At 56.0% G+C, this 22,042-nt stretch carries 19 protein-coding genes; 10 read left to right on the top strand and 9 right to left on the bottom strand.

Going from position 1 to position 22,042, the window contains the following annotated elements:
• The 6 genes from RCCS2_RS16465 to RCCS2_RS16440 all read right to left on the bottom strand — a co-directional run.
• Positions 1-779 (bottom strand): NAD(P)-binding domain-containing protein (locus RCCS2_RS16465; protein ID WP_008236342.1); only part of this gene is annotated, 779 nt, incomplete at its 3' end.
• Positions 780-992: 213 nt separating this feature from the next.
• Positions 993-1,973, bottom strand: a complete 981-nt coding sequence (locus RCCS2_RS16460; protein ID WP_008236340.1) for a calcium/sodium antiporter — start codon at positions 1,971-1,973, stop codon at positions 993-995.
• Between the two features lie 248 nt (positions 1,974-2,221).
• Positions 2,222-4,444 (bottom strand): TRAP transporter permease, encoded by a 2,223-nt coding sequence (locus RCCS2_RS16455; RefSeq protein ID WP_008236337.1) that lies wholly within the window; start codon positions 4,442-4,444, stop codon positions 2,222-2,224.
• Positions 4,445-4,563: 119 nt separating this feature from the next.
• Positions 4,564-5,544, bottom strand: a complete 981-nt coding sequence (locus RCCS2_RS16450) for a TAXI family TRAP transporter solute-binding subunit (RefSeq protein ID WP_008236335.1) — start codon at positions 5,542-5,544, stop codon at positions 4,564-4,566.
• Between the two features lie 219 nt (positions 5,545-5,763).
• Complete coding sequence (locus tag RCCS2_RS16445) at positions 5,764-7,101, bottom strand: sigma-54-dependent transcriptional regulator (protein ID WP_008236333.1); 1,338 nt, start codon at positions 7,099-7,101, stop codon at positions 5,764-5,766.
• Positions 7,098-8,876, bottom strand: a complete 1,779-nt coding sequence (locus RCCS2_RS16440) for a sensor histidine kinase (RefSeq protein ID WP_008236332.1) — start codon at positions 8,874-8,876, stop codon at positions 7,098-7,100. The genes RCCS2_RS16445 and RCCS2_RS16440 overlap by 4 nt, the downstream gene beginning before the upstream one ends.
• Positions 8,877-9,196: 320 nt before the next feature.
• Here RCCS2_RS16440 and RCCS2_RS16435 point away from each other — a divergent pair, with 320 nt between their 5' ends.
• The 5 genes from RCCS2_RS16435 (at position 9,197) to RCCS2_RS16415 (ending at position 13,310) form a co-directional block, all read left to right on the top strand.
• Positions 9,197-10,138: a sugar ABC transporter substrate-binding protein gene (locus tag RCCS2_RS16435; RefSeq protein WP_008236330.1), complete on the top strand. Its 942-nt coding sequence runs from the start codon at positions 9,197-9,199 to the stop codon at positions 10,136-10,138.
• A gap of 78 nt (positions 10,139-10,216) precedes the next feature.
• Positions 10,217-11,290: an ABC transporter permease gene (locus RCCS2_RS16430; RefSeq protein WP_008236329.1), complete on the top strand. Its 1,074-nt coding sequence runs from the start codon at positions 10,217-10,219 to the stop codon at positions 11,288-11,290.
• A 12-nt stretch (positions 11,291-11,302) separates the two neighbouring features.
• On the top strand, positions 11,303-12,076 hold the full coding sequence (locus RCCS2_RS16425) for an ATP-binding cassette domain-containing protein (protein ID WP_008236328.1): 774 nt from the start codon (positions 11,303-11,305) through the stop codon (positions 12,074-12,076).
• Positions 12,060-12,311, top strand: a complete 252-nt coding sequence (locus RCCS2_RS16420; RefSeq protein ID WP_008236326.1) for a hypothetical protein — start codon at positions 12,060-12,062, stop codon at positions 12,309-12,311. Before RCCS2_RS16425 ends, RCCS2_RS16420 begins: the two co-directional genes overlap by 17 nt.
• Positions 12,312-13,310, top strand: coding sequence for a LacI family DNA-binding transcriptional regulator (locus tag RCCS2_RS16415; RefSeq protein WP_008236325.1), 999 nt, complete (start codon positions 12,312-12,314; stop codon positions 13,308-13,310).
• Here RCCS2_RS16415 and RCCS2_RS16410 read toward each other — a convergent pair.
• The 3 genes from RCCS2_RS16410 to RCCS2_RS16400 form a co-directional block, all read right to left on the bottom strand.
• Positions 13,303-14,457, bottom strand: coding sequence for a Gfo/Idh/MocA family protein (locus RCCS2_RS16410; protein ID WP_008236324.1), 1,155 nt, complete (start codon positions 14,455-14,457; stop codon positions 13,303-13,305). The two genes, RCCS2_RS16415 and RCCS2_RS16410, sit on opposite strands and share 8 nt — an antisense overlap.
• Before the next feature lie 88 nt (positions 14,458-14,545).
• Entirely contained in the window at positions 14,546-15,436 is an 891-nt protein-coding gene (locus tag RCCS2_RS16405) for a sugar phosphate isomerase/epimerase family protein (RefSeq protein WP_008236321.1), read from the bottom strand.
• A 13-nt stretch (positions 15,437-15,449) separates the two neighbouring features.
• Positions 15,450-16,553: a Gfo/Idh/MocA family protein gene (locus RCCS2_RS16400; protein WP_008236319.1), complete on the bottom strand. Its 1,104-nt coding sequence runs from the start codon at positions 16,551-16,553 to the stop codon at positions 15,450-15,452.
• Between the two features lie 121 nt (positions 16,554-16,674).
• On the opposite strand from RCCS2_RS16400, the gene iolD reads away from it, so the two are divergent.
• The 5 genes from iolD to RCCS2_RS16375 are packed head-to-tail and all read left to right on the top strand — an operon-like array spanning position 16,675 to position 22,041.
• The gene (gene iolD, locus RCCS2_RS16395) at positions 16,675-18,546 is read left to right on the top strand and encodes a 3D-(3,5/4)-trihydroxycyclohexane-1,2-dione acylhydrolase (decyclizing) (protein ID WP_037294403.1); all 1,872 of its coding nucleotides are present in this window, start codon (positions 16,675-16,677) and stop codon (positions 18,544-18,546) included.
• Positions 18,546-19,382 carry a phytanoyl-CoA dioxygenase family protein gene (locus tag RCCS2_RS16390; protein ID WP_008236316.1) on the top strand — a complete coding sequence of 279 codons (837 nt, stop codon included), beginning with the start codon at positions 18,546-18,548 and terminating at the stop codon, positions 19,380-19,382. Before iolD ends, RCCS2_RS16390 begins: the two co-directional genes overlap by 1 nt.
• On the top strand, positions 19,379-20,362 hold the full coding sequence (locus tag RCCS2_RS16385) for a PfkB family carbohydrate kinase (protein WP_008236314.1): 984 nt from the start codon (positions 19,379-19,381) through the stop codon (positions 20,360-20,362). The genes RCCS2_RS16390 and RCCS2_RS16385 overlap by 4 nt, the downstream gene beginning before the upstream one ends.
• A 12-nt stretch (positions 20,363-20,374) precedes the next feature.
• A complete protein-coding gene (locus tag RCCS2_RS16380) occupies positions 20,375-21,217 on the top strand; it encodes a 5-deoxy-glucuronate isomerase (RefSeq protein WP_008236312.1) in 843 nt (280 codons plus the stop codon).
• A complete protein-coding gene (locus RCCS2_RS16375; protein WP_008236310.1) occupies positions 21,214-22,041 on the top strand; it encodes a class II fructose-bisphosphate aldolase in 828 nt (275 codons plus the stop codon). The genes RCCS2_RS16380 and RCCS2_RS16375 overlap by 4 nt, the downstream gene beginning before the upstream one ends.
• The last annotated feature ends 1 nt before the right edge of the window (position 22,042 follow it).

Below are 22,042 nucleotides of genomic sequence, written 5' to 3'. Positions count from 1 at the left end.
TTTTGACCGGCAGCATCGACAATGACATCCAGCATCGGTTCGCCGGTGTCAGGGTCGGTTGCGCGCGCGACTTTACCCGATATTTCAATCAGGTAGCTGCGCAGCGGGCCTTTGTCCCACCTTGCGAAAGTATCGGCGATGCCGGTGGTGTCCATGCCCAGACCATCACGCATGATGCCGTAAACTTCGGCGATCATCTGCATGTCGGCGTATTCAATACCGTTGTGGACCGCCTTAACGAAGTGTCCAGCGCCTTCTTCGCCCATCCATGTCGCGCAGGCCGCATCTTTGTGTTTCGCCGAAATCGCAGTCAGGATATGGGCAACCCGGTCCCAATGCGCACGTTTGCCGCCGCCCATGATCGAAGGACCAAAGCGCGCCCCTTCTTCACCCCCAGATACCCCAATCCCCAGAAACGGAAGATCGCCTGCTTCTGCGGCGCGGCGATTGGTGTCGTGAAAATTGGCATTGCCGGCGTCGATGATCATGTCATCGTCATCCAGCAGGGGGCGAAGCGCCGCGATCTGATCGTCGACCGCCTGTCCGGCAGGCACCATCAGAATAATCGCGCGCGGTGATTTAAGCGCGCCAACGAATGCAGTCAGTGTTTGCGTGGGTGTGATCCGTTTTGCCAGATCACCTGCATCTTTGTGGAACGCTTTTGTTTTCTCGCCGGTCCGGTTCCAGACGGCGATGTCAAAGCCATTGTCGGCGATGTTCAATGCAAGCGCTGACCCCATTGTACCCAAGCCGATTAAGCCGATCTCTGCTGTGCTCATGTCTGGGGTCCTTTTGTGTGCTGTGTCGGGCCAGACATATGTGTTCGTGCACCAAATGAAAACGGGCAGACGGTCATTATATCACCGCCCAATCTTTGTACTATCGAAGGCGTCGGCGACGATTACAGGTGTATGTTGAAGACTGCGACGCCGGAAATGCCTGGATTGCATTACGCCAACAGGTTCGCCCGGCCACAGGGATGCCCAGAAGGGTCAGTTCACCATTTGCGGCTGTAGATATTGGGCCGCAATAAACACCACATAAGCCACCATCATCGCAATCCCGATCGGCCGGGTCAGCTTGCCCACCGCGAACATCCATGCTGAGAAGACGACAGCGACCGCGACAGTTACCCAAAGTTCCATGCCCAAAAGCACAGGATCAACATCCAGCGGTTTGATCGCCGCAGTCAGGGCGATGATCGACAGAATATTAAAGGTGTTTGACCCGATAATATTGCCAAGGATCAGGCCCACGGATTGCTTGCGCGCCGCTGCGATACAGGTGGAAAGTTCAGGCAAGGATGTGCCAAAGGCCACTACAGTCATGCCGATCACCGCTTCGGGCACACCAATGGCCGACCCGGTTTGCACCGCACCTTTGACCAACAGTTCCGATCCGACGGCCAGTGCTGCAACACCACCCAGCAAGATGACAACCGCGCCTTTCATTGTGGTAATGCCGGGGCCTTCGTCGTCATCATCGTCCTCTTCAAGCACGATACTGTCGGTTTTGTACTGATACACAACAAAGGTCACCAGGATCGCAAACATGATCAGGCCAAAGACCTGGCTGAAACTATCGGTCAGCATGCCGTAAACCATGATCGCCGTTGCAAACAGCATCATGGCAAGGTCTTTTGCTAAATGTTTGGGGTCAGCGGTGACTTTGAACACAAAGGCCGTCGCGCCCAGAACAAGCAAAATGTTGGCCACGTTGGATCCCAAGACATTGCCCAGCGAAATGCCCGGATACCCTTGCAGGTTGGCGTTTACGGATGTGAACAGTTCGGGCACAGAGGTGCCGAAAGATACGATTGTCGCCCCGATAAAAAGTGGTGAAAGACCGGTGCGTTCGGCCACGAACACGGCGGCATCGACGGTCCAGTCACCACCTTTGATCAGCAAATAAAGACCAAACGCCATCGCGCCTGCGGCCAGCACAAAAAGCTCGTAAGTGGTGAGTTCAATCAAAGCATATTTCCTGATTGGTGATCATTTCTGGGCAGCAGGCTGCGGGCGGGGATAGCGTATTTTGCGGCAGAGTGTAATAGCCATTTTCGCAGCCCCTTGATCTGACACCTCAAAAACGCCTCTCGCGCCATTCGCCTTTATGTAGCGTGTTGCGCAGGGCTTTAAAGGTGTTGTGCAAATGTCCGCTTAAAAACAAAAAAAGGAGCGTGGCTTTCGCCACACTCCTTTTGCAGTCAGTCGTATCGGTATTACTGTGCCGCGACCTTTGGCTTGGTTATTTGGGCAACGACGTACAGCCCAACCGCACCAGCAATCCCGATCAGGTCTGACATCCAGCCACCTTCAATCATGAAGAGCGCAACCAGCAGCAATGCGATCCGAATGGGCCATGCTGCCCGGTCGCCGACCCACCAGCCTTGCACGCCAGAGGACAGCAAGAACACACCGAAGACGGCTGTGATGCCAGCACGGATGACCTCAAACCATGTCCCATCCATCAAAATGGCCCCGTTGTAGAAGAACATGAACGGCACGATGAAGGCCGAAATGCCGATCTTGAACGACGCCACAGATGTGGCCATTGGGTTTGATCCGGATATGCCTGCGGCCGCGTAACTTGCCAAGGCCACAGGTGGCGTGATCGCGGACACAACGGCAAAGTAGAAGACAAAGAAGTGTGCTGTCAGCATCGGGATACCAAGCTGCACAAGACCCGGAGCGACAACTGACGCTGCAACCGCATAGGCCGCTGTTGTCGGCATACCCATGCCCAGCAAAATTGCGATGCACATGGCAAAGAAGAGGGCCAGCAACTGGTTCGCTTCGGCAATGTTCAGCAGCACCGAAGAGAAACGCGCGCCGACACCGGTCAGTGAGATCACACCAACGATGATCCCCGCACAAGCACATACCGCGATAATCTGGATCGACATGATCCCTGCCAGCTCAAACGCTTTGGATACTGATCGGATACCCATGCGGTAGGGCGTGAACCAGCTGACCACTGCGGCAGAGGCTGTCGCCAACGTCCCAGCGCGGATCACCGAATACCCCATAAAGAGCGCTGCAATCAGAATGATGATGGGCAGGAACAGAAAGACGCGACGCACCAAATCTTTGAATTTGGGCAGTTCGTCTTCACGCATGCCGCGCATGTTCAGTTTGGCCGCCTCAAAATCCACCATAAAGTAGATGGACACAAAGTAGAGCACGGCCGGAATGATCGCGGCGATTGCGATGTCTTCGTATGGAATGCCTGTAATCTCGGCCATGATGAACGCACCGGCGCCCATAATCGGTGGCATGATCTGACCACCGGTTGAGGCTGCGGCTTCGACAGCGCCTGCTGTCGTTGGCTTGTAGCCTACTTTTTTCATCAAGGGGATGGTGAGTGAACCTGTCGCCACCACGTTACCTGCGGATGTGCCGTTGATCATGCCCATGAGACCAGAGGCGAAGATCGCGACCTTGGCCGGGCCACCGCGTGCGCGCCCTGCGCAAGCGAAGGCGAAGTTCACGAAATAGTCCCCAACCTTGGAGGCCTGCAAGAAAGCCGCAAAGATGATGAACAGAATGATATAGGTTGATGACACAGCCGTTGTTGGCCCAAGGATGCCCGCATCAGTGTAAACTTGGCTGAAAAAGCGCTGCCAGGTGATGTCGGGCGCGTTCAGGAACCCAGGCAGCAGATCACCCACAAAAACGTAGGTCAGGAAAACACCTGCGATAATGATAAGCGCCAAACCAGCAACGCGGCGGGTCAGCTCCATAATCAGGGCAGACCCGGCGACCGCAGCGATACTCATGCCGATGGGGGCAAATTGCGTCCCTGTCGAGTTTCGCATCAATGTGCCGAAGATCGTGATCAGGTACGCGGCAACAGCGATACCACAGACGCTAAGCACCAGATCAGCCGGGGCAATTGTGCCGCGCACGCGCGGGCGCATCCAACCAAGCACAATACCAGCGATCGTCGCAATTATCAGCGGATAGCCGTAGTGGTAAATCTCGGCATTGCGGATGCCGGCGTCCATGCCGTTCCACATCACCCCGTCGCGGATTTGCGCGGCAAAGCCAAAGGCGGTGTAGCAAGCATAAATGGCAGGAAGGAGCGCGGCATAAGCAAGGTAGTCGAGCACACTATTCTTATCTGCATCTTTATCCGGAAAGGCGCGCGCCGAATACAACGTGAAACCGAGGATCAGCGCGCCAGCAATGTGAATGATGCGGAAATTCCAGGTTTCCATCGGGAAAACCGGCAGGAACGGAATATCAACACCTGTCCAGCCACGGATCGACCAACCATTCAATGCAGCCATATGGAACAGCGCGTAAAACGCCGACATTGCCGCGATGACCAAATAGGCCCGCCCGGTAAAGATGCGACGGTTATGTTCAACCGGTTCTTCGTCCACACCTTCGGCGATCACAGGGCCTTCGGTTTGGTCGTCTAATGTCTTGTCGGTTGTCATGGTGTGGTCCTCGCATGCGTCAAGAATGCCCTGACGGACCTCAAGCGTGCATCAATCGTGTCGAAAAAATCAAGAGTATCGAGGCCGCGTGCGTGACGCGACCTCGGGGTGATCAAGGCTTAGTTGCCAAAGATCTGATCTGCTGGGATGTCAGCGTCTGCGTTCTCAATGAACCACTCGGCTGCACCGGGGTGCCATGGCAGCACGCCTGCGTTCTTTGTGTAGTTCTCTGGCAGGGTCGAACGGGCGGCACGGTGGATGTTCACCATACGCTCGTTATCAGACATGACCACATCCACAGCTGCTTTGACAAAGGATGCTGGCAGGTCGCAGTTTGCGATTGCAAAGTTCCACATGGACACCGAACGCGCATCTTCGGTCAGCGTTGTGTATGTGTCAGCCGCGATATCAAATGCAGCTACAGGGAAGGCCGCCTGAATTTGGGTCTGCTCTTCTTCTGTGAACTCGATGATGTTCACGTCTGTTTGCACTTCCAGCTGCGATACAGCAGGCACAGGAACACCAGCCGCAAACGCGATCACGTCCAGCAGGCCATCCTGCAACTGACCACCAAGGTCAGTCCAGCCGCCGTTGCGACGTTCAAAGTTCACGCCCAGTTCTTCCATCATGCGTGGAAAATATGTGTCGGATGTGGATCCAGCAGGGCCAAAGCCGATGCGCGCGCCATCAGGGATATCCGCAATGGTTGTGATGCCGGATGACGACAATGCTGTGACCGAAAACGGTGTCTGGTACATCGGGAACATTGCGCACGCATTGGTCATTTGCAGACCGGGTGCGATTGGGTTTGTGCCGGCAATGGATTCAGCCGCTGGACCCATGGTTGTCATGCCGAACTGCGCGTCACCTGTGTGCACCAGCGCCATGTTCTGCATGGGGCCACCGGTGACTTCGCCACCGCCTGTCAGGCCCAGCTCTTCTGCTACAAGGTTCGCCCAACCGGACCCATAGGCGAAATATGTCCCGCCTTGGGATGCGGTGCCCACGGTAAAGCTTTCGGGCCAATCGGCTGTGTGACCGTCGGCGAATGCTGTTGTGGCCGTCAGGGCCGTTGTCGCGATAAGCGCTGCGAATTTCATAAGGGTCGTCCTCCACTAAAAATTGCTGATCTCTCCGGGATCAGGTCGTGACTTACTGCACATAAACGCAGTTAAGCCGGATGGACGAGGTTTCCACTGACCACACCGGGCATGACAAGAAGGGTTAACCGATGTTTGCGGTAACAGGCGGAAAATGGACCATTCAATGGGTCGCTTAGGGGGCAAACCGCCCGATGTGTGGGTCGAAAAGGGGACAGATCAGGTATCGCTATCCGCATCTGCTTTGGAAATGCCATGCTTTTGCATCTTTTCATAAAGCGCTTTGCGGGACAGACCCAACGCATCGTAGGTCTGTTTCAGACTGCCGTTTTGTGCTGTCAGTGCCGCCAGAATCAACGATTTTTCATGGGCCGCCATTCTTTGGGCAAGGGTTTCCGGCGTATTGCCCTGTGCTACGTGGGGCGTGGGACTAAGGCCCAAAACAAAGCGATCAGCGGCATTGCGTAATTCGCGCACATTGCCGGGCCAGTCTTGGGTTGCCATCGCAGACAGAACATCTGCGGGTACATCTTCAAGCTGCTTGGAATAGCGTGCTGCCGCCTGTGCCGCGAGGTTCAGGAACAGTGACGGGATATCGTCACGCCGTTCACCAAGAGGTGGCACATGCAGGGTAACAACATTGAGACGATACAGCAGGTCCGCGCGGAACGTGCCTGCCTCTACAGCCGCAGCAAGATCAGTTTTCGCCGCCGCGATAATGCGAATATCAAGGGCGACCGGATCATTGGCACCCAACCGAGTAATCTGGCGTTCTTGTATCGCATGCAACAGCTTGGCTTGCACGCCCACCGACAGGCTGTCGATCTCATCCAAGAAAACAGTGCCTTGGCGGGCGAATTCGAACTTGCCAAAGCGCGCGCGCATGGCACCCGGGAAAGCGCCTGCTTCGTGGCCGAATAGCTCACTTTCGACCAGATCAACGGGCAGGGCGGCGCAATTGATATGCACGAATGGGTGTGGACCACGCGCAGAAAGATCGTGCAGCGCATGCGCTGTCACGTCTTTGCCAACGCCTGTATCGCCCGTGATCAGCACATCGGCATCGGTCGCGGCAATGGTCCGTACCTGCTTGCGCAAGGCGACCATGGCATCGGATCGGCCAATCAGCCGCGCCTCTAGTTTATCACGGCCTCCAACCTCGCGCTTCAGCGCGCGGTTTTCGATCGTGAGCCTGCGCTTATCAAGGGCGCGCTGGATGGTGGATACCAGACGCGACGGGGCAAATGGTTTTTCGACAAAGTCGTAGGCCCCTTCACGCATGGAACTGACGGCAAGGTTGACGTCACCATGACCTGTCACAAGGATCACCGGAAACTCTGGATCGACCTCCAGCGCTTTGCGCATCAGCCACAGACCATCGTTTCCGGGCATCCGGATATCGGTGACCAGCACACCGGGGAACCCGCGGCTGATTTGGGCAAGGGCAAGTTCGGCTTTATCAAGAATGGTCGCGGGGATATCAGCCAGCATCAAGGTTTGGCGGGTTGCGTGCCGCAGCTCTTCTTCATCGTCAACGAACAGAACGGTTTGCTTCATTGGGCCGCGACCTCAACCACCGTTGCGGGCTGCAACGTGACAGAAAACACGGCACCGCCATCAGGATGGTTCGCCGCAGAAAGCGTGCCGCCGAAGTCGCTGACGATGTTGTACGAGATCGACAAACCAAGCCCAAGACCCTTGCCCGGCGCTTTTGTTGTAAAGAACGGATCAAATATGTTGCGGACTTTTGTCGGCTCAATGCCCGGCCCGGTATCGCGCACAAGCAATGTGGTGTCCGCAAGCGTAAGCGTGACCACAGGTTGCGATTGATCCTCCATTGCGTCGAGTGCATTGTTGATCAGGTTCACAATCACCTGCTGCAAACGTACATGGCCACCTACAACCCAAATTTCAGCCTCTGGTGGCGTGTAGGCAACTTGGCCGCCTTCTGACGTCAACCGCATCTCAATCACGGCAAGCGCGTCTTGAATAACGGCATTGAACAAAAGCGGCCCCGTCGCTTGCTGTGGTCGCCTTGCAAAGTTGCGCAGATGGGCGGAAATTGTCGCCATGCGATCCGCCATCTTTGAGATGCGAGAAATGTTGTCCTGCGCCTCTGGTAAACGGTCGCGTTCAAGAAACTCTGCGGCGTTATCGGCATAGGATTTTACCGCTGCCAGCGGTTGGTTGAATTCATGGCTAAGCGCTGCTGACATTTGCCCCAGCGCGGATAGCTTTCCAGCTTGGATAAGGTCGGTTTGGGTGCGCTCGAGATCCCCCAAGGCGGTCTGTAAGTCTGCCGTGCGTTCCGCAACAGCGGCTTCCAACACGCGTTTGGCCTCTTGTTCTTTTGCCAAGGCTTCGGCCTGTCGCGCCTGTTTCAGAAGATACGCAAGAAGTGCCGTCAGGGCCAGCAGGGCCGTCAGCCCCACGATGAGGAGGGTATTGAGCGCACGCAAAGTAGCGGGCCTGCGTGGCGATAGCGCAGACATGGTCCAATCCAGATCGGTTAGATGCAGGGACGTCAGCACATAACTCTCGCGCGGTTCGCCTTCGATATAGACTTGTTGGGCGTCGTCGTTCAGCGGGGTCGATGTGATCGGCAAAAGGTCAATCCGGTCGATAGGATATTGTAAGTTCTGCGCGATCAACCGAAGCGTTGCGTCGCTTAGCGGGCGCATGGCGCGAAAGTGCCAATCAGGGCGCGAAGACATGAATACAAAATCGTTGCGGTCCGCGACCATGAATTCACTGTCGGCACCACGCCAGATGCTCTCAAAGGCCGAGATGTTAAATTTGATCGCAAGCACACCAACAATACGTTCGCCATCTTCAACGGGGGCTGCATAGAAATAGCCGCGTTCACCCGTTGTTGTGCCGTAGACAGAGAAACTGGATAAATCACCGTTCAGTGCTTGGGTAAAATAGCTTTGATAGTCAAAGTTACGGCCCAGATAACTGCCCGCTTCGCGGTAGGATGCAGCGGCGATCGTGCGCCCCGAGATATCCATCAGATAAACGTCAGACGCTTTCACGGTGGCTGCTGTCTGGCGCAAGTCTTCGTTCACGGCGTTGATCAGTGCAGGGTCATTTGGGTTGTTCAACAACCGCGTCAGTTCAGATCGTTCGGCAATCAGTGCGGGCAGGGGGGCGTAACGTTCAAGGGCCGCGCGCAGACCCTCAGCAGCAAGGTTGAGCGGGACGGCATCCTGGGCCGCCTGCTGGCGCATGTACTGCCGCTCAAGCGCTGGAAATGACAGCGCACCCACCAACGCCGTGATCAGGGCGATGGCTGCGACCAATCCAAAAATGCGGCGGCGGGCAAGCGTCATACGCCCGATTATGCGGCAGACCGCGACGCAGGTACACCGACAAAACACCTATAGGCACCGTATTCTGATCCTTGCCACACAAAATGCAACCGGTTGCAAAAAAATGAATCGGCGTTAAGATAACTGACAGTATCGGGGGGCGTTTGTTCAAAACTGCTGTCTTGGCTGAACCAGATCAGGGGACGATGGGCTGCAAAATCAATGAACTGCGGCAACCCCTAAATCTGCGCAGCAGCGCCCCGTTCAATGAACCAATCGCCTCAAACAGAGGTCCCGGTTTTAGTATCTCGTGCGCCGGGCGCGAACCTTGGGAGGAAACCATGAAGAAGATTCTACTGGCCGCTGGCCTTTCAACGCTCATGCTGGGCACAACTGCGATGGCGCAGCAAATTGGTGTGTCGGTCGCGCGTTTTGATGACAACGGTCTGACCGTGATGCGCAACGGCATGACGGCACATGAGGCCACGCTGGATGGCGTTAGCCTGCAAATCGAAGACGCGACTGATGATGTGGCCAAGCAGTTGGACCAGATCAATAACTTTATCGCGTCCGGCGTTGATGCGATCATCGTGAATGCGGTGGATACAAATGCAACCGAAGCCATGTCCAATGCGGCCGCCTCTGCCGGTGTGCCGCTGGTTTACGTCAACCGTCAGCCGATCAACATGGATACCTTGCCCGATGGTCAGGCGTTTGTTGCGTCCAACGAGATCGAGTCTGGTACGCTAAAAGCGTTCGAGATTTGCAAGAACCTGCGGGCCGAAGGTAAATCCGGCGGTGCGACGGCGTACATCCTGATGGGGCAGCTGTCCAACCAGGCGGCTGTGCAGCGGACCAAGGATGTCGATGATGTGATCGGCATGGATATGTGTAACTTCATCACCATCATCGACCGTCAGACAGCGAACTGGTCACGTGACGAAGCCTCTGACCTGATGACGAACTGGTTGTCCTCGGGCGAGCCTTTCGACGCTGTTTTCGCCAACAACGACGAAATGGCAATCGGTGCGATTCAGGCGATGAAATCATCCGGAATTGATATGGATAGCGTGCAGGTGGGTGGCGTTGATGCGACGTCTGATGCGCTTTTGTCCATGCAGGCGGGCGATATGGACGTCACCGTGTTTCAGGACCTTGCCGGTCAGGGTGCGGGGTCCATTGATACGGCGATTGCGCTGATCAACGGTGAAGAAGTCGATAAAACCGTCTTCATCCCGTTCAAGCTGGTCACACCAGACAACGTGTCTGAGTTTATTCAGTAAGCAAAACACCTGTGCGAGGGCGAGACACTGCCCTCGCGCGGCCAATAAGCAAATGATGACAGGGGAGGGATCTGACTGATGTCAGACAACAGTGACAGCGTCGGCGGACTGACGTTCGATAAATCAAAGCGCCAGTGGCCCAACGAATTGAACGTGTTTGGTGCCCTGATCCTGATCATCATTATCTTTGAGGTGCTGGGCGCGATCTTTGTCGGACAAAGCCTGCTTTTCGATACGAACGACCGTTTTGACAGTATCTTTAACGAGGCGCGTTTGCGCATCATCATCATTCAGGTCGCCATTATCGGGATTATCGCCATTGGTGTCACGCAAGTGATTATCACTGCGGGGATTGACCTGTCTTCTGGTTCTGTCGTGGGTGCCGCAGCCATGATTGCCATGAGCTTTGCCCAAGTGGCAACCGTGAACGGCGCACCAAACCCCAAAGCTATCTTTGGCGAATGGGCGCTTGATTTACCCGTGATCGTGCCGGTGTTCGTGGGTCTTGCAGTGGGTTTCGCCGCCGGTCTGATCAACGGCATACTGGTGGCCTATTCCCGCATCCCACCCTTTATTGCGACCCTTGGTATGATGCTGTTTGCGCGCGGCGTGGCACAGTGGTGGTCGCTGGGTAACCCGGTGTCTTTCCCCACAGAAAGCTATGCAAAGATCGGTGCGGGTATGATGCCTGTGATCATCTTTTTATCGCTGGCCGTGCTGTTTCACATCATCATGAACTATACCGTTTACGGCAAACACACCTACGCCATCGGCTCAAACGAACAGGCCGCCCGCATGTCCGGCATCAACGTGCCGCGCCATCTGGTGCTGGTCTATGTCATCGCCGGTATGCTGGCGGGTCTGGCGGCGGTGATCCTGACCTCCAAGAACCTGACCGCGCAATCCGGTATGGGTCTGACCTATGAGTTGGAGGCGATTGCAATGGCTGTGATCGGCGGTGTGTCACTGTTTGGGGGGCGGGGTTCGATCATTGGCACGGTCATCGGGGCGCTGATCATCGGCGTGATCACCTCTGGTTTCACCTTTTTGCGCCTTGGCGCATTCTATCAGGAAATGGTGCTGGGGATGATCATCGTGGGTGCGGTGGCATTGGATCAATGGCAACAACAACGTGCGGCAGCGCGGGCTTAAGGGGGCTAAGATATGTCAGACACTATTCTGGAAACCAAAGGCCTGACCAAACACTATGGCGGTGTACATGCCCTTGAAGACGCTGATTTTGTCCTGAAACACGGAGAGCACGTGGCGATCATGGGCGACAACGGGGCAGGGAAATCCACCTTTGTGCGCCAGATCACCGGGGTGGAACAACGCACACGCGGGACCGTGGTTTTTGACGGTAAAGAGGTCAATTTTGGCGGACCTTTGGATGCGCGTGAAGCGGGGATTGAGACGGTGTTTCAAACGCTGGCCTTGGCCGATGATTTAAACGTACCCGATAACCTGTTTCTGGGGCGTGAAAAAACCAAGTTTGATTGGCTGGGGCCGTTCCGGTTTCTTGACTACAAAGCGATGCGCGACGACACGTTAAAGGGCTTGGTAAAGACGGGTGTGAAAATCCCAAATATCAAAAACACCATCGCCAATATGTCGGGCGGTCAACGTCAATGTGTCGCCATCGCACGCACCGCGACCTTCGCCAGCAAACTGACCATCATGGATGAACCCACAGCCGCCCTTGGCGTGCAGGAAACTGCGCAGGTTGAAAATATTGTCCGCACGCTGAAGGATCAGGGCGAAAGCCTGATCCTTGTGTCGCACAATATGCGGCAGGTGTTTGATCTGGTCGACCGGATTATCGTGTTCCGCCGGGGCCGTATTGTCGCCAACCTCAATAAAGAGGATACTGACGGGCAGGATGTCGTGGCCTATATCACCGGCGCAAAAACCGGAGCAGAATATGAAGGCGCCGCCTGACCGCCCGAAACCGAAATTCTTTGACCTTGCGGTTCCGTTCTTTCTGCCCGTATGGCGCAGGGTGCTGACGGCCGTTGTGCCCATTCTTTGGGCAATGGTCGAATTGGCGAATGGTCAGGCCTTCTGGGCCTTGATATTTTTTGCCTTAGGCGTCACGGCAATCTGGAAGTTTTATACGGCAGATTGGGCGGCAGTGGCCGCACAAGCTGAAAAGGACGCAAGGGGAGGCAGATAAGTGGCGGTGACGCTAAAAGATGTCGCGATGCGCGCGGGTGTGTCCCGCTCTGCTGTGTCACGCACCTATACCGAAGGCGCTTCCGTCTCTGAAAAGACGCGGGCCAAGGTTGAAAAAGCCGCAACAGCACTGGGGTATAGCCCCAATGCGCTGGCTTCAGCGATGACAACCGGGCGGACCAAGTTGATTGGATTGGTGTCCAACAACTTTCACAACCCGATCTTTCTAGAGGTTTTTGATCTGTTTACCAAAGGGTTGCAGGCCCGTGGCTTGCGCCCATTGCTGGTGAATTTAACGGATGAGGTGGACCCTGAAAATTCAATCCGCATGCTGCGTGCCTATTCGGTTGATGGCGTGATTGTCGCCTCATCCACATTGCCCGCAACCTTTGCCGAAGCGTTCAGGGATGCTGGCGTGCCGGTGGTCCATTCCTTTGGGCGGCAATCGCCCAGCCCCAAGGTGAACGTGTTGGGGATCGATAATATTGAAGCGGGGCGCATGGCCGCACAAACGCTGATTGATCGGGGTTACAAGCGTGTCGCGTTTCTGGGGGGGCCGAAATCGGCGACTTCAACGCAGGACCGTTTCGCCGGGTTTGCCGAGGTATTGAAGACGTCCGGTGTTGAGATGACTGTGAGCTACGCCAGCAACTATTCTTTCGATGCGGGCCGCGAAGAGATGCAGCGCCTGCTGCAATCAGCGCCCGCAGAGGCGTATTTCTGCGGCGATGATGTGCTGTCCATCGGGGCGCTATCGGCCATTGAGGATGCAGGTCTGAGCGTCCCGCAAGATATTGGGATCATTGGGCTAAACGATATGGAGATGGCGGGGTGGGCAAATATCAACCTGACCACGATCCGAAATCCGGTTGAACAGATTATCGCGTCTTCGATTGAGTTGATTGAAGCATCCCTGAAAGACGACAGCCGCTACCCAGAGGCGCGGCTGTTTGCCTGTACGATTGTGGAACGGGGCACTTTGCGGGCTTTGCCTACCTGAACATCGGTGGACGCGCATCCAGCCATTGACCCGCTGCTTTGCCGGATTCAGCCACCGCGTAAACCGCAGCCATCGACCGCAACCCATCTTCCGCGCGTGGATAAAGGTTCGCCGCTGGATCCATCGTGCGGCCTTCCTTGCGCGCGCTGATCGCCTCGGCCAAATCGGTATAGATGTTGGCAAAGGCCAGTGGCATCCCTTCGGCATGGCCGATGGTCACGCGGGTGGTGCGGTCGGCCTCTGGTGACAGGTTCGCTTCGCCACGTTCGATGATCTGCAAGCGTTCGCCCAGCGGCATGTAGTAGAGTTGATTTGGCTGCTCTTGCGACCAGCGCAGACCACCGGTTTCGCCAAAAACCTGAATGCCCAGACCGTGCTGTCGTCCAATCGCAACCGAACTTGTCCAGAGCCTGCCAACAGCCCCACCATCCATACGGAAGTTCACCATCGCGTCGTCTTCCAACGTGCGCACATCAATGCAAGACACTGTATCTGCTGATAATTTCGTCACTTCCTGACCTGTCACAAAGCTGGCCATATGCATCGCGTGAATACCGCAATCAGCGAATTGCGCCGACACGCCCGCTTGTGCCGGATCATACCGCCAGCGCACGCGCGGGTTATCGGCATCGGTTGCATCGGCGTGGTGTCCATGCGCGAATTCAGCATTCACCAAACGGACCTTGCCGATGTCGCCACGCGCAATCATCGCTTTCATGTGACGGACCAGGGAATAGCCGGAATAGCCATAGTTTACCGCACAGATATTGCCAGTTTTCTTGGCGATTTCGACAATCTCTTCGCCTTCTGCGACCGTCATCGTCATGGGCTTTTCGCACAGGACGTGAAAGCCGTTTTCGAGGAACGCTTTGGTGATTGCAAAGTGGGTCGAGTTAGGTGTCGCGACGGTGACCAGATCAACGCGATCGTCGCGCTTTTTCTCACCCTCAAGCATCTCTTCCCAGCCGCCATAGGCGCGGTCGCCAAGGCCCAGACGCTGGCCATAATCGATGCCGTATTCAGGGCGGTGATCCAACGCGCCGGCAGTGAATTCAAAGAGGCTATCCAGCCCTGCACCTAGCCTGTGTGCCGGTCCGATTTGGCTGCCTTCGCCGCCGCCGATCATGCCCCATTTGAGTTTGGTCATCGCAGTAGTCTTTCTTTCAGAGGTCTATTTTGTTGGTACACAGTGCGTACACATCCCGTACACAAGCTGTGCATACGGGGGGTCTGCATCAAAATCCGATGGATTCGAGGTATTTGCGGTTGCTTTCGGCGTCTTCCAGTGGCGTGCCGGGCATGGATGGGTCGCAGTCTTGCTCGACCGTGCACCAGCCTTTAAAGCCCGCGTCCAGCAGCACTTGCCGCACAGCGGGGAAATCCACATCGCCTTGGCCGAGGTTGCAGAAGATGCCCTGACCGCAGGCTTTGTAGAAATCAGTGCGTTTGGCGACGACGTCCGCCTTCACCACAGGATCGATATCCTTGAAATGCATATAGCTGATCCGGTCGATGTGCCGCTTCATAAACGCGACCGGATCGTAGCCCGCATAGGAATGGTGGCCTGTATCGAAGCAGATTTTCAGGATGCTTTCATCAACTTCATCCAACAGCCGTTCCAGCTCTGGTTCAAAGTCGATGAAGCCTGCGGCATGGGCGTGCATGCCCACGGTCAGCCCATATTCCTCACTTCCCATCTTTGCGATGGTCGCGATGCGATCACGAAAGGCGGCCCATTCGGCAGTGTCCATTTGTTCGGCTTCATCGGCGCGGCCTGCGGTCGGGGCGCGGCGGGGCGAAATACTGTCGATCAGCACAAGGTGCTGTGCGCCGTGGGCCACAAGCGCTTCGCAGGTGCGCTTTGAGGCATCGACGACTTCGTCCCATTTTGCCGGATCATGGAACGGGCGGAAGACCACGCCGCCAATGATGTTTAGGTCGTTCTTGGCCAGTTCATCACGCAAAATCGCAGGGTCCTCTGGCATGTAGCCAATCGGCCCCAACTCGATCCCTTTGTAGCCTGCGCCAGCACATTGGCTGAGCACAGATTGCCATGTGGGGTAGGCGGGGTCGGATGCGAATTCGATACCCCATGAACAGGGCGCGTTGCCGATTTTGATGGTCATGGCAGGGCTTTCATTAAAAGTCAGAAATATTGCGCCAGCTGCGCGCGGTGGATGAGGCGTGACAGGCGGCGACGATCTGGTTCACCTCCATCCCGTCGCGGAATGTGGGCCAGAGGTTTTGGCCGGTATGGATGGCGGTCAGAAAATCCTTGGCCTCGATGATGATCTGATCCTGATAACCAGTGCCGTGACCGGGCCCGAGGCAGAAGGGTTGATAATCAGGGTGTGCAGGGCCAGTCAGGATTTTGGTGAAACCGCGCTGCGCCTCTGGTCCAGTGATTTTATAAAGATGCACGGCGTTCTGGTCTTCGCCGTCGAAATAGATGGCACCTTTCGTGCCCGTAATCTCGTATTTATAGCCCATCTTGCGCCCGGTGGCGACGCGACTGACATAGATGTTGCCCAACACGCCAGAGGCAAAGCGGCACATGATTTGCGCATGATCATCGTTGGTGACCGTCCCGCCGGGGCGTTCGGGGATCACGGTTTCGACCTCTGCAATCAGCTCGGTCATGGGCCCTATCAGCCGCAGGGCGCAGTTGATCGGGTGGGGGGCCAGATCGCCCATGCAGCCGTTGGCCTGACCTTGGCTGCGCCATGTGGCAGGCTCGGCCGGGTCGGCCATGAAATCTTCGGTGTGTTCGCCACGAAACCCTGTGATATCGCCGATTTCGCCTGCGTCCAGCATCTGACGCACGAATTGGGACGCGGGTGTGCGGATGTAGTTAAAACCGGACATGTTGATCTGGCCAGAGCTTTCTGCCGCTGCGACCATTGCGCGGCTGTCAGCAACATCAACACCCAAGGGTTTTTCGCAGAACACAGGTTTGTTCCGCGCAAAGGCAGCTTCGGCAATGGCGCGGTGGGTCGACTGAGGAGAAGCGATAACAACGGCCTCGACCCGTGGGTCGTTGACCAATGCCTGCCAATCCGCAGTGCCGCGGGCAAATCCATAGGCCGCGCGGTATTTTTCGGCAGAGGTGGGGTTGCTGGCGCAGACCATTTCCAGCCGCGGACGGAGCGCTGTATCAAAGATGGCGCCAACGGCGGAATGCGCGACAGCATGCGCTTTGCCCATGTAGCCGCCGCCAACGATGCCAATGCCAATCTCAGTCACGATGATCCCCTTTAAAAACCAGTTGCAACCGGTTGCAATTTTGGTATCGTTCTTTTAGGTCGCAGGTCAATATGCAATCGTGGCCAAAGCACACTTCGTGCGCCTTGCCGGGGGAATTATCATGGGTCAAGCCACTGAAACTGTGACGCTGACAACAGCACAGGCGATTGTCCGATATCTATCCAACCAATGGATCATTGCCAATGGTGTCGAAACGCGGGTGTGCAGTGGTGGTTTTGGCATTTTCGGGCATGGCAATGTGACCTGTCTGGGCGAGGCACTTTATGATCATCGCGCCGAACTGCCGCTTTATCGTGGGCAGAACGAGCAGGGAATGGGATTTGCGGCGGCGGGATACGCCAAGGCGTATAAACGCCAGCGGTTCATGTTCTGCACGGCCTCTGCGGGCCCCGGTACCGCGAACCTGCTGACGGCCGCAGCACTGGCCCATGCGAACCGTTTGCCGATGTTGATGTTGTGTGGTGATGCCTTCCTGACCCGTCTGCCTGATCCAGTGTTGCAGCAGTTGGAGCATTTTGGAAATCCGACCTTTGGTGTGAATGATGCGTTCAAGGCGGTCAGCCGTTATTGGGACCGGATCACGCATCCGGCGCAGATTTTGCAATCTTTGCCAGCCGCATTGGCAACGATGCTGGACCCGGCTGATTGTGGCCCTGCCTTCATTGGCTTGCCGCAGGATGTGCAGGGGTGGACCTATGATTACCCTGTCAACTTCTTTGATAAGCGCGTGCACCGTGTGCGGCGTCAGGCACCAGATGAATATGAGGTTGCGCAGGCTGTTGCGTTACTGAAATCTGCGCAACGGCCCATGATCATCGCAGGTGGCGGCGTGCAATACTCTGGCGCTGTGGCAGAATTGACTGCTTTTGCTGAAGCGACGGGCATGCCTGTGGTCGAAACCATCGCGGGCCGTGCCAATATGCTGCATGACCATCCGCTTAATATTGGGCCGATTGGTGTGACTGGGTCGGACTCAGCGAATATGATCGCAGAACAGGCCGATGTGATCCTTGCCGTTGGTACACGTTTGCAGGATTTTACGACAGGATCTTGGACGGCCTTTGCCCATGACGCTCGGATCATTGGCCTGAATGCCGCGCGCCATGATGCGGCCAAGCATTTGTCGACCACTGTTGTCGGTGATGCCCGCCTCGGGTTGGTGGCTTTGACGGCTGATTTGGCGGGGCATCACGCACCAAAGGATTGGACTGCGACGGCCAAGGCAGAACGCGCCAAGTGGAACGAATACGTGGCTGAAAATACCCGCGTCGGCAATGGCCCGGCGTCCTATGCGCAAGCGATTGGCGAGGTGAACCGCCTTTGTGATCCGCGTGATCGTGTTGTCGCGGCGGCAGGTGGTTTGCCCGCAGAGGTGACAGCAAACTGGAAAACACTTGATATTGGCACGGTGGACGTGGAGTTTGGGTTCTCTTGCATGGGCTACGAGATAGCAGGCGGTTGGGGCGCGCGCATTGCGCAAGCGCAGATGGAGCCTGAGCAGGATACGATTGTCTTTACCGGGGACGGATCGTATATGCTCATGAACTCTGACATATACTCTGCTGTATTGACTGAGAAAAAGCTGATTATTCTGGTGTTGGATAACGGCGGTTTTGCCGTCATCAACAAGCTGCAAAATAACACTGGCAACGAAAGCTTTAACAATCTGATCGCCGATACACCAACGGCGACAGCGAATGTCGGTGTTGATTTTGAAGCGCATGCATGCGCAATGGGTGCTGACGCGGAAACGGTCAGTTCACCGGCAGAGCTTGAGGCGGCTTTCATGCGGGCCAAGGACGCCACGAATACCTATGTCATCTGCATGAAGGTTGACCCTTACGAGGGCTGGACCACCGAAGGCCATGCGTGGTGGGAAGTTGGCACGCCGCATATCACCAAATCCGACAAAGTCCGCGACGCCCATATTGATTGGGAAAGCAGCCGTTCCAAACAGCGGAAGGGCGTCTGATGCTACGGTTTACACCTGATACGGTTGATCCTGACAAGATCGCGCATGAGCTGATGCACGGCAAAGGCGCTGTGTTGCTGTCCGGTTTGTTTTCGGATGCGCAGATTGCCGAGGCGCGCCAGATTATCCACCATCATTCGGCTGAGGTTGATAAGGTGACCCATTTCCAAGGGCAGGCTGAAGAGGACGGCGCGCTTCACTTGCAGCGCCGTGTCTGGAACCTGCTGGCCAAGGGTGATGTATTTGCAAATATGGCCGCCCATCCGGTGATTATGCAGGTTTTGCGTAAATTCCTTGGTACGGAATTTATCATGGGATCCATTGCCGCAAACCGTATCTTACCGGGCGGGCCGGGTCAGGAGCCCCATATCGATTATCCTTACTGGGATATGTATAAGGCGGAAACGCACCCTATTGGGCTTAATGCGTCGTTCCCGATGAACGCGCAGGTGTCGATCTTGCTGGATCCATTTACGGAAGAAACCGGTGCCACGGCTTATATGCCGGGGTCGCAAAAAGAACTGCGCTATCCCACGGAAGCTGATGATTTCTATGGGAAATGCGAACGCATGTTGGGTGAACCCGGTGACGTGGCGCTGTTCTTTGGGGCGGCTTGGCATTGTGCGATGCCCAATACATCGCAGATCGATCGCAGTGCGGTTTTGATTAACTACGCCCCGAAATGGCTGACCCCGATTGAAGAAATGCATAACGCCTTGCCAGACGGGTTCTTGGACACCGCATCGGATGATCTGCGCCAGTTGTTGGGGCTGAATTACCCACATCCGCAGGCCTTTGATGAGGCGGAAGCGCAAAATACGATTGGCCGGAAATGACCAAGTTATTGGACGGGATTAAAGCGAACACCTTTGTCGTCGTGGGGCGGGCCGGGATTGATCTGTATACTGATCCCGGTGTCGCAACCGAAAATGCAGAGACTGTGACAGTAGGCCTTGGCGGATCATCCGCCAATATCGCGGCTGGCATTTGCAAGCTGGGCGGGCAGGCGTCGCTGGTCACGCGTGTGTCTGATGACAGTATCGGCAGTTATTGCGTGCAGCAGTTGAAGCGTTACGGCGTGGGCACGGAATATGTGACGCCAGTGGGGGGTGAATATCGCAATTCGCTAGCGTTCTACGAAAGTCGGGTCGAGGGGCACCGCAATGTGCTATACCGCAATGGGGCGGCTGATTTTCAAATGGATGCAGGCGATGTGGCGGCGGTTGACTATGCCAAGTTCGGCGCGCTGATCACGGCTGGTACGGTTTTTGCCGCAGAACCATCGCGGTCAGCCACGTTTGATGCGTTTGCACGGGCCAAGGCCGCAGGTCTGCCGATTATCTTTGATGTGGATTACCGCCCATATTCCTGGCCGTCGCCGGACGTTGCCGCAGATGTCCTCAGCCGTGCGGCGGCGCAATCAGACATGATTGTGGGCAATGACGAAGAGTTCGGGTTTATGGCCGGTGGCATTGACAAAGGTCTTGCGAAGGCCAAAGCGCTTGCCCAAGACACCGCGACTATTGTCGTCTATAAGATGGGCGAAAAAGGGGCTGTGACCTTTGCCGGTGACGCGGAAATCCACACTGGCATTTGGCCGGTAGAAGCGCTGAAACCAACAGGGGCAGGGGATAGCTTTATGGCCGGCATGGTGACTGGACTGGCCGAAGGGCAAAGCTTGCACGATGCGATCTTGCGCGGCTCTGCCTGTGCCTCGATCACAGTGTCCCGTCCTGGCTGCGCACCTGCGATGGCCGATACGCCAACATTGACGAAATTTATGACCGATCATCCCGGTCCGACTGACGCCGCATAAGGAACCAGAAACATGCACATCGCCCCATTTGATAACCAAAACAAACCGATTGTGGATGTGGATGACCCGACCGTGCCACTGAACTATTTCAACATCGTCAAGCTGACGAAGGGCCAGGCGTTTGAATACGCCGTGCCGGGCTATGAAACCTGCATCGCGCCTGCAACCGGGACGGTTGATGTTGAGATTGAAGGGTTCAAGGCGGACGGCATCGGCAACCGTGTTGAAGACGTTTGGGATGGCGAGCCAGAGGGCGTTTATGTGCCTGTAGGCGCCAAGGCTGTGATGGTGTGCACGTCGGACGAAGCTGAAGTGTTCGTGTGCGGTGCGCGTTACGACAAGGTGCTGGATCCATTTGCTGTCCGCGCGGATGAGCTGGATTTGGTGCAATATGGATCGGACGACACGAAAACCCACCGCAAGATCAAGCACATCCTTGGCACGAAATACCACGGTAAGGTTGGTCGATTGCTGGTGTCTGAACTGTTCACCGTGGGCGAGGGCGGTTGGTCTGGTTTTCCTTCACACAAGCACGACACCGATCGTCTGCCGGACGAGACGCGGCATGACGAAACCTATAACTTCCGCTTCAAGCCGAACCACGGTTCAGGCGTGCAGATGTTGCAGCGTGAGGATGGGAAAGCAGGTGATGCCTATCACATCGTTGATGGGTCCACGATTTGTCTGGATAGTGGCTATCACCCTTGTGCTGTGCTGCCGGGGTATCAAATGTATTATTTCACCATTCTGGGCGGGCTGTCGCAGCGTTCACTGATCCAGTATTTCCAGCCAAGCCATGCCTATCAGATCGAAACGATCCCGGGCATCAAAGATATGATCGCCAAGTTTAAATGACGCTCGTGACGCTGAAAGATGTGTTGCAGCCTGCGTTGCGGGATGGTTATGCCGTTGGCGGTTTGGTCTGCCTGGGCTGGGAAGACATGCGCGCCTATGTTGCGGCGGCGGAGGCTGAGAATTGCCCGGTGATCCTGCAAGCGGGGCCGGGGTGTCGGGCGCACACGCCTTTGCCTGTGTTGGGTAAGATGTTTCGGCATTTGGCCGAAGAGGCGACAGTGCCGGTCGTGGCGCATTTGGATCATGGCTATACCTATGATGAATGTTCTGAGGCGCTTGATGCGGGCTTTACATCACTGATGTTCGATGGGTCGCGCAAGCCGCTGGTAGATAACATTAAAGAAACGCTGCAAATTGTTGAAATGGCGCATCGTTCAGGAATTTCCTGCGAGGGTGAAATTGGGTTTGTAGGGTACTCTGGCGGCGAAGAGTCCGCGGGAACGGATCCGGGCGAGGCCGCGCAATTTGCCGCTGAGACAGGTGTTGATGCAATGGCGATCTCGGTCGGGAACGTTCATTTGCAACAAGATAAAGAAGGCGGGCTGGATGAGCCGCGGATTGCGGCTATTCAGGCGATGACATCGGTCCCTTTGGTTATTCACGGTGGATCAGGGGTGCCAATTGCGCAGCGTAACCATCTGGCGAAGAACACAAATATCTGCAAATTCAATATCGGAACAGAGCTGCGGATGGCCTTTGGGGCTGCGATGCGGGACGCTGTGAACAGCGATCCTGAGAGGTTTGATCGGGTCAGCATCCTGAAGGAAACGCATGATCCCGTGATGGCCGCAGCCCGCACGGTGCTGCGCAACCTGAAAGGTTAGG

This window comes from Roseobacter sp. CCS2 (assembly GCF_000169435.1).
In the GTDB taxonomy this organism is placed as follows: Bacteria; Pseudomonadota; Alphaproteobacteria; order Rhodobacterales; family Rhodobacteraceae; genus Yoonia.
Note: the sequence above shows the minus strand (reverse complement) of the source record. Positions and strands in the feature narration are given on the sequence as shown.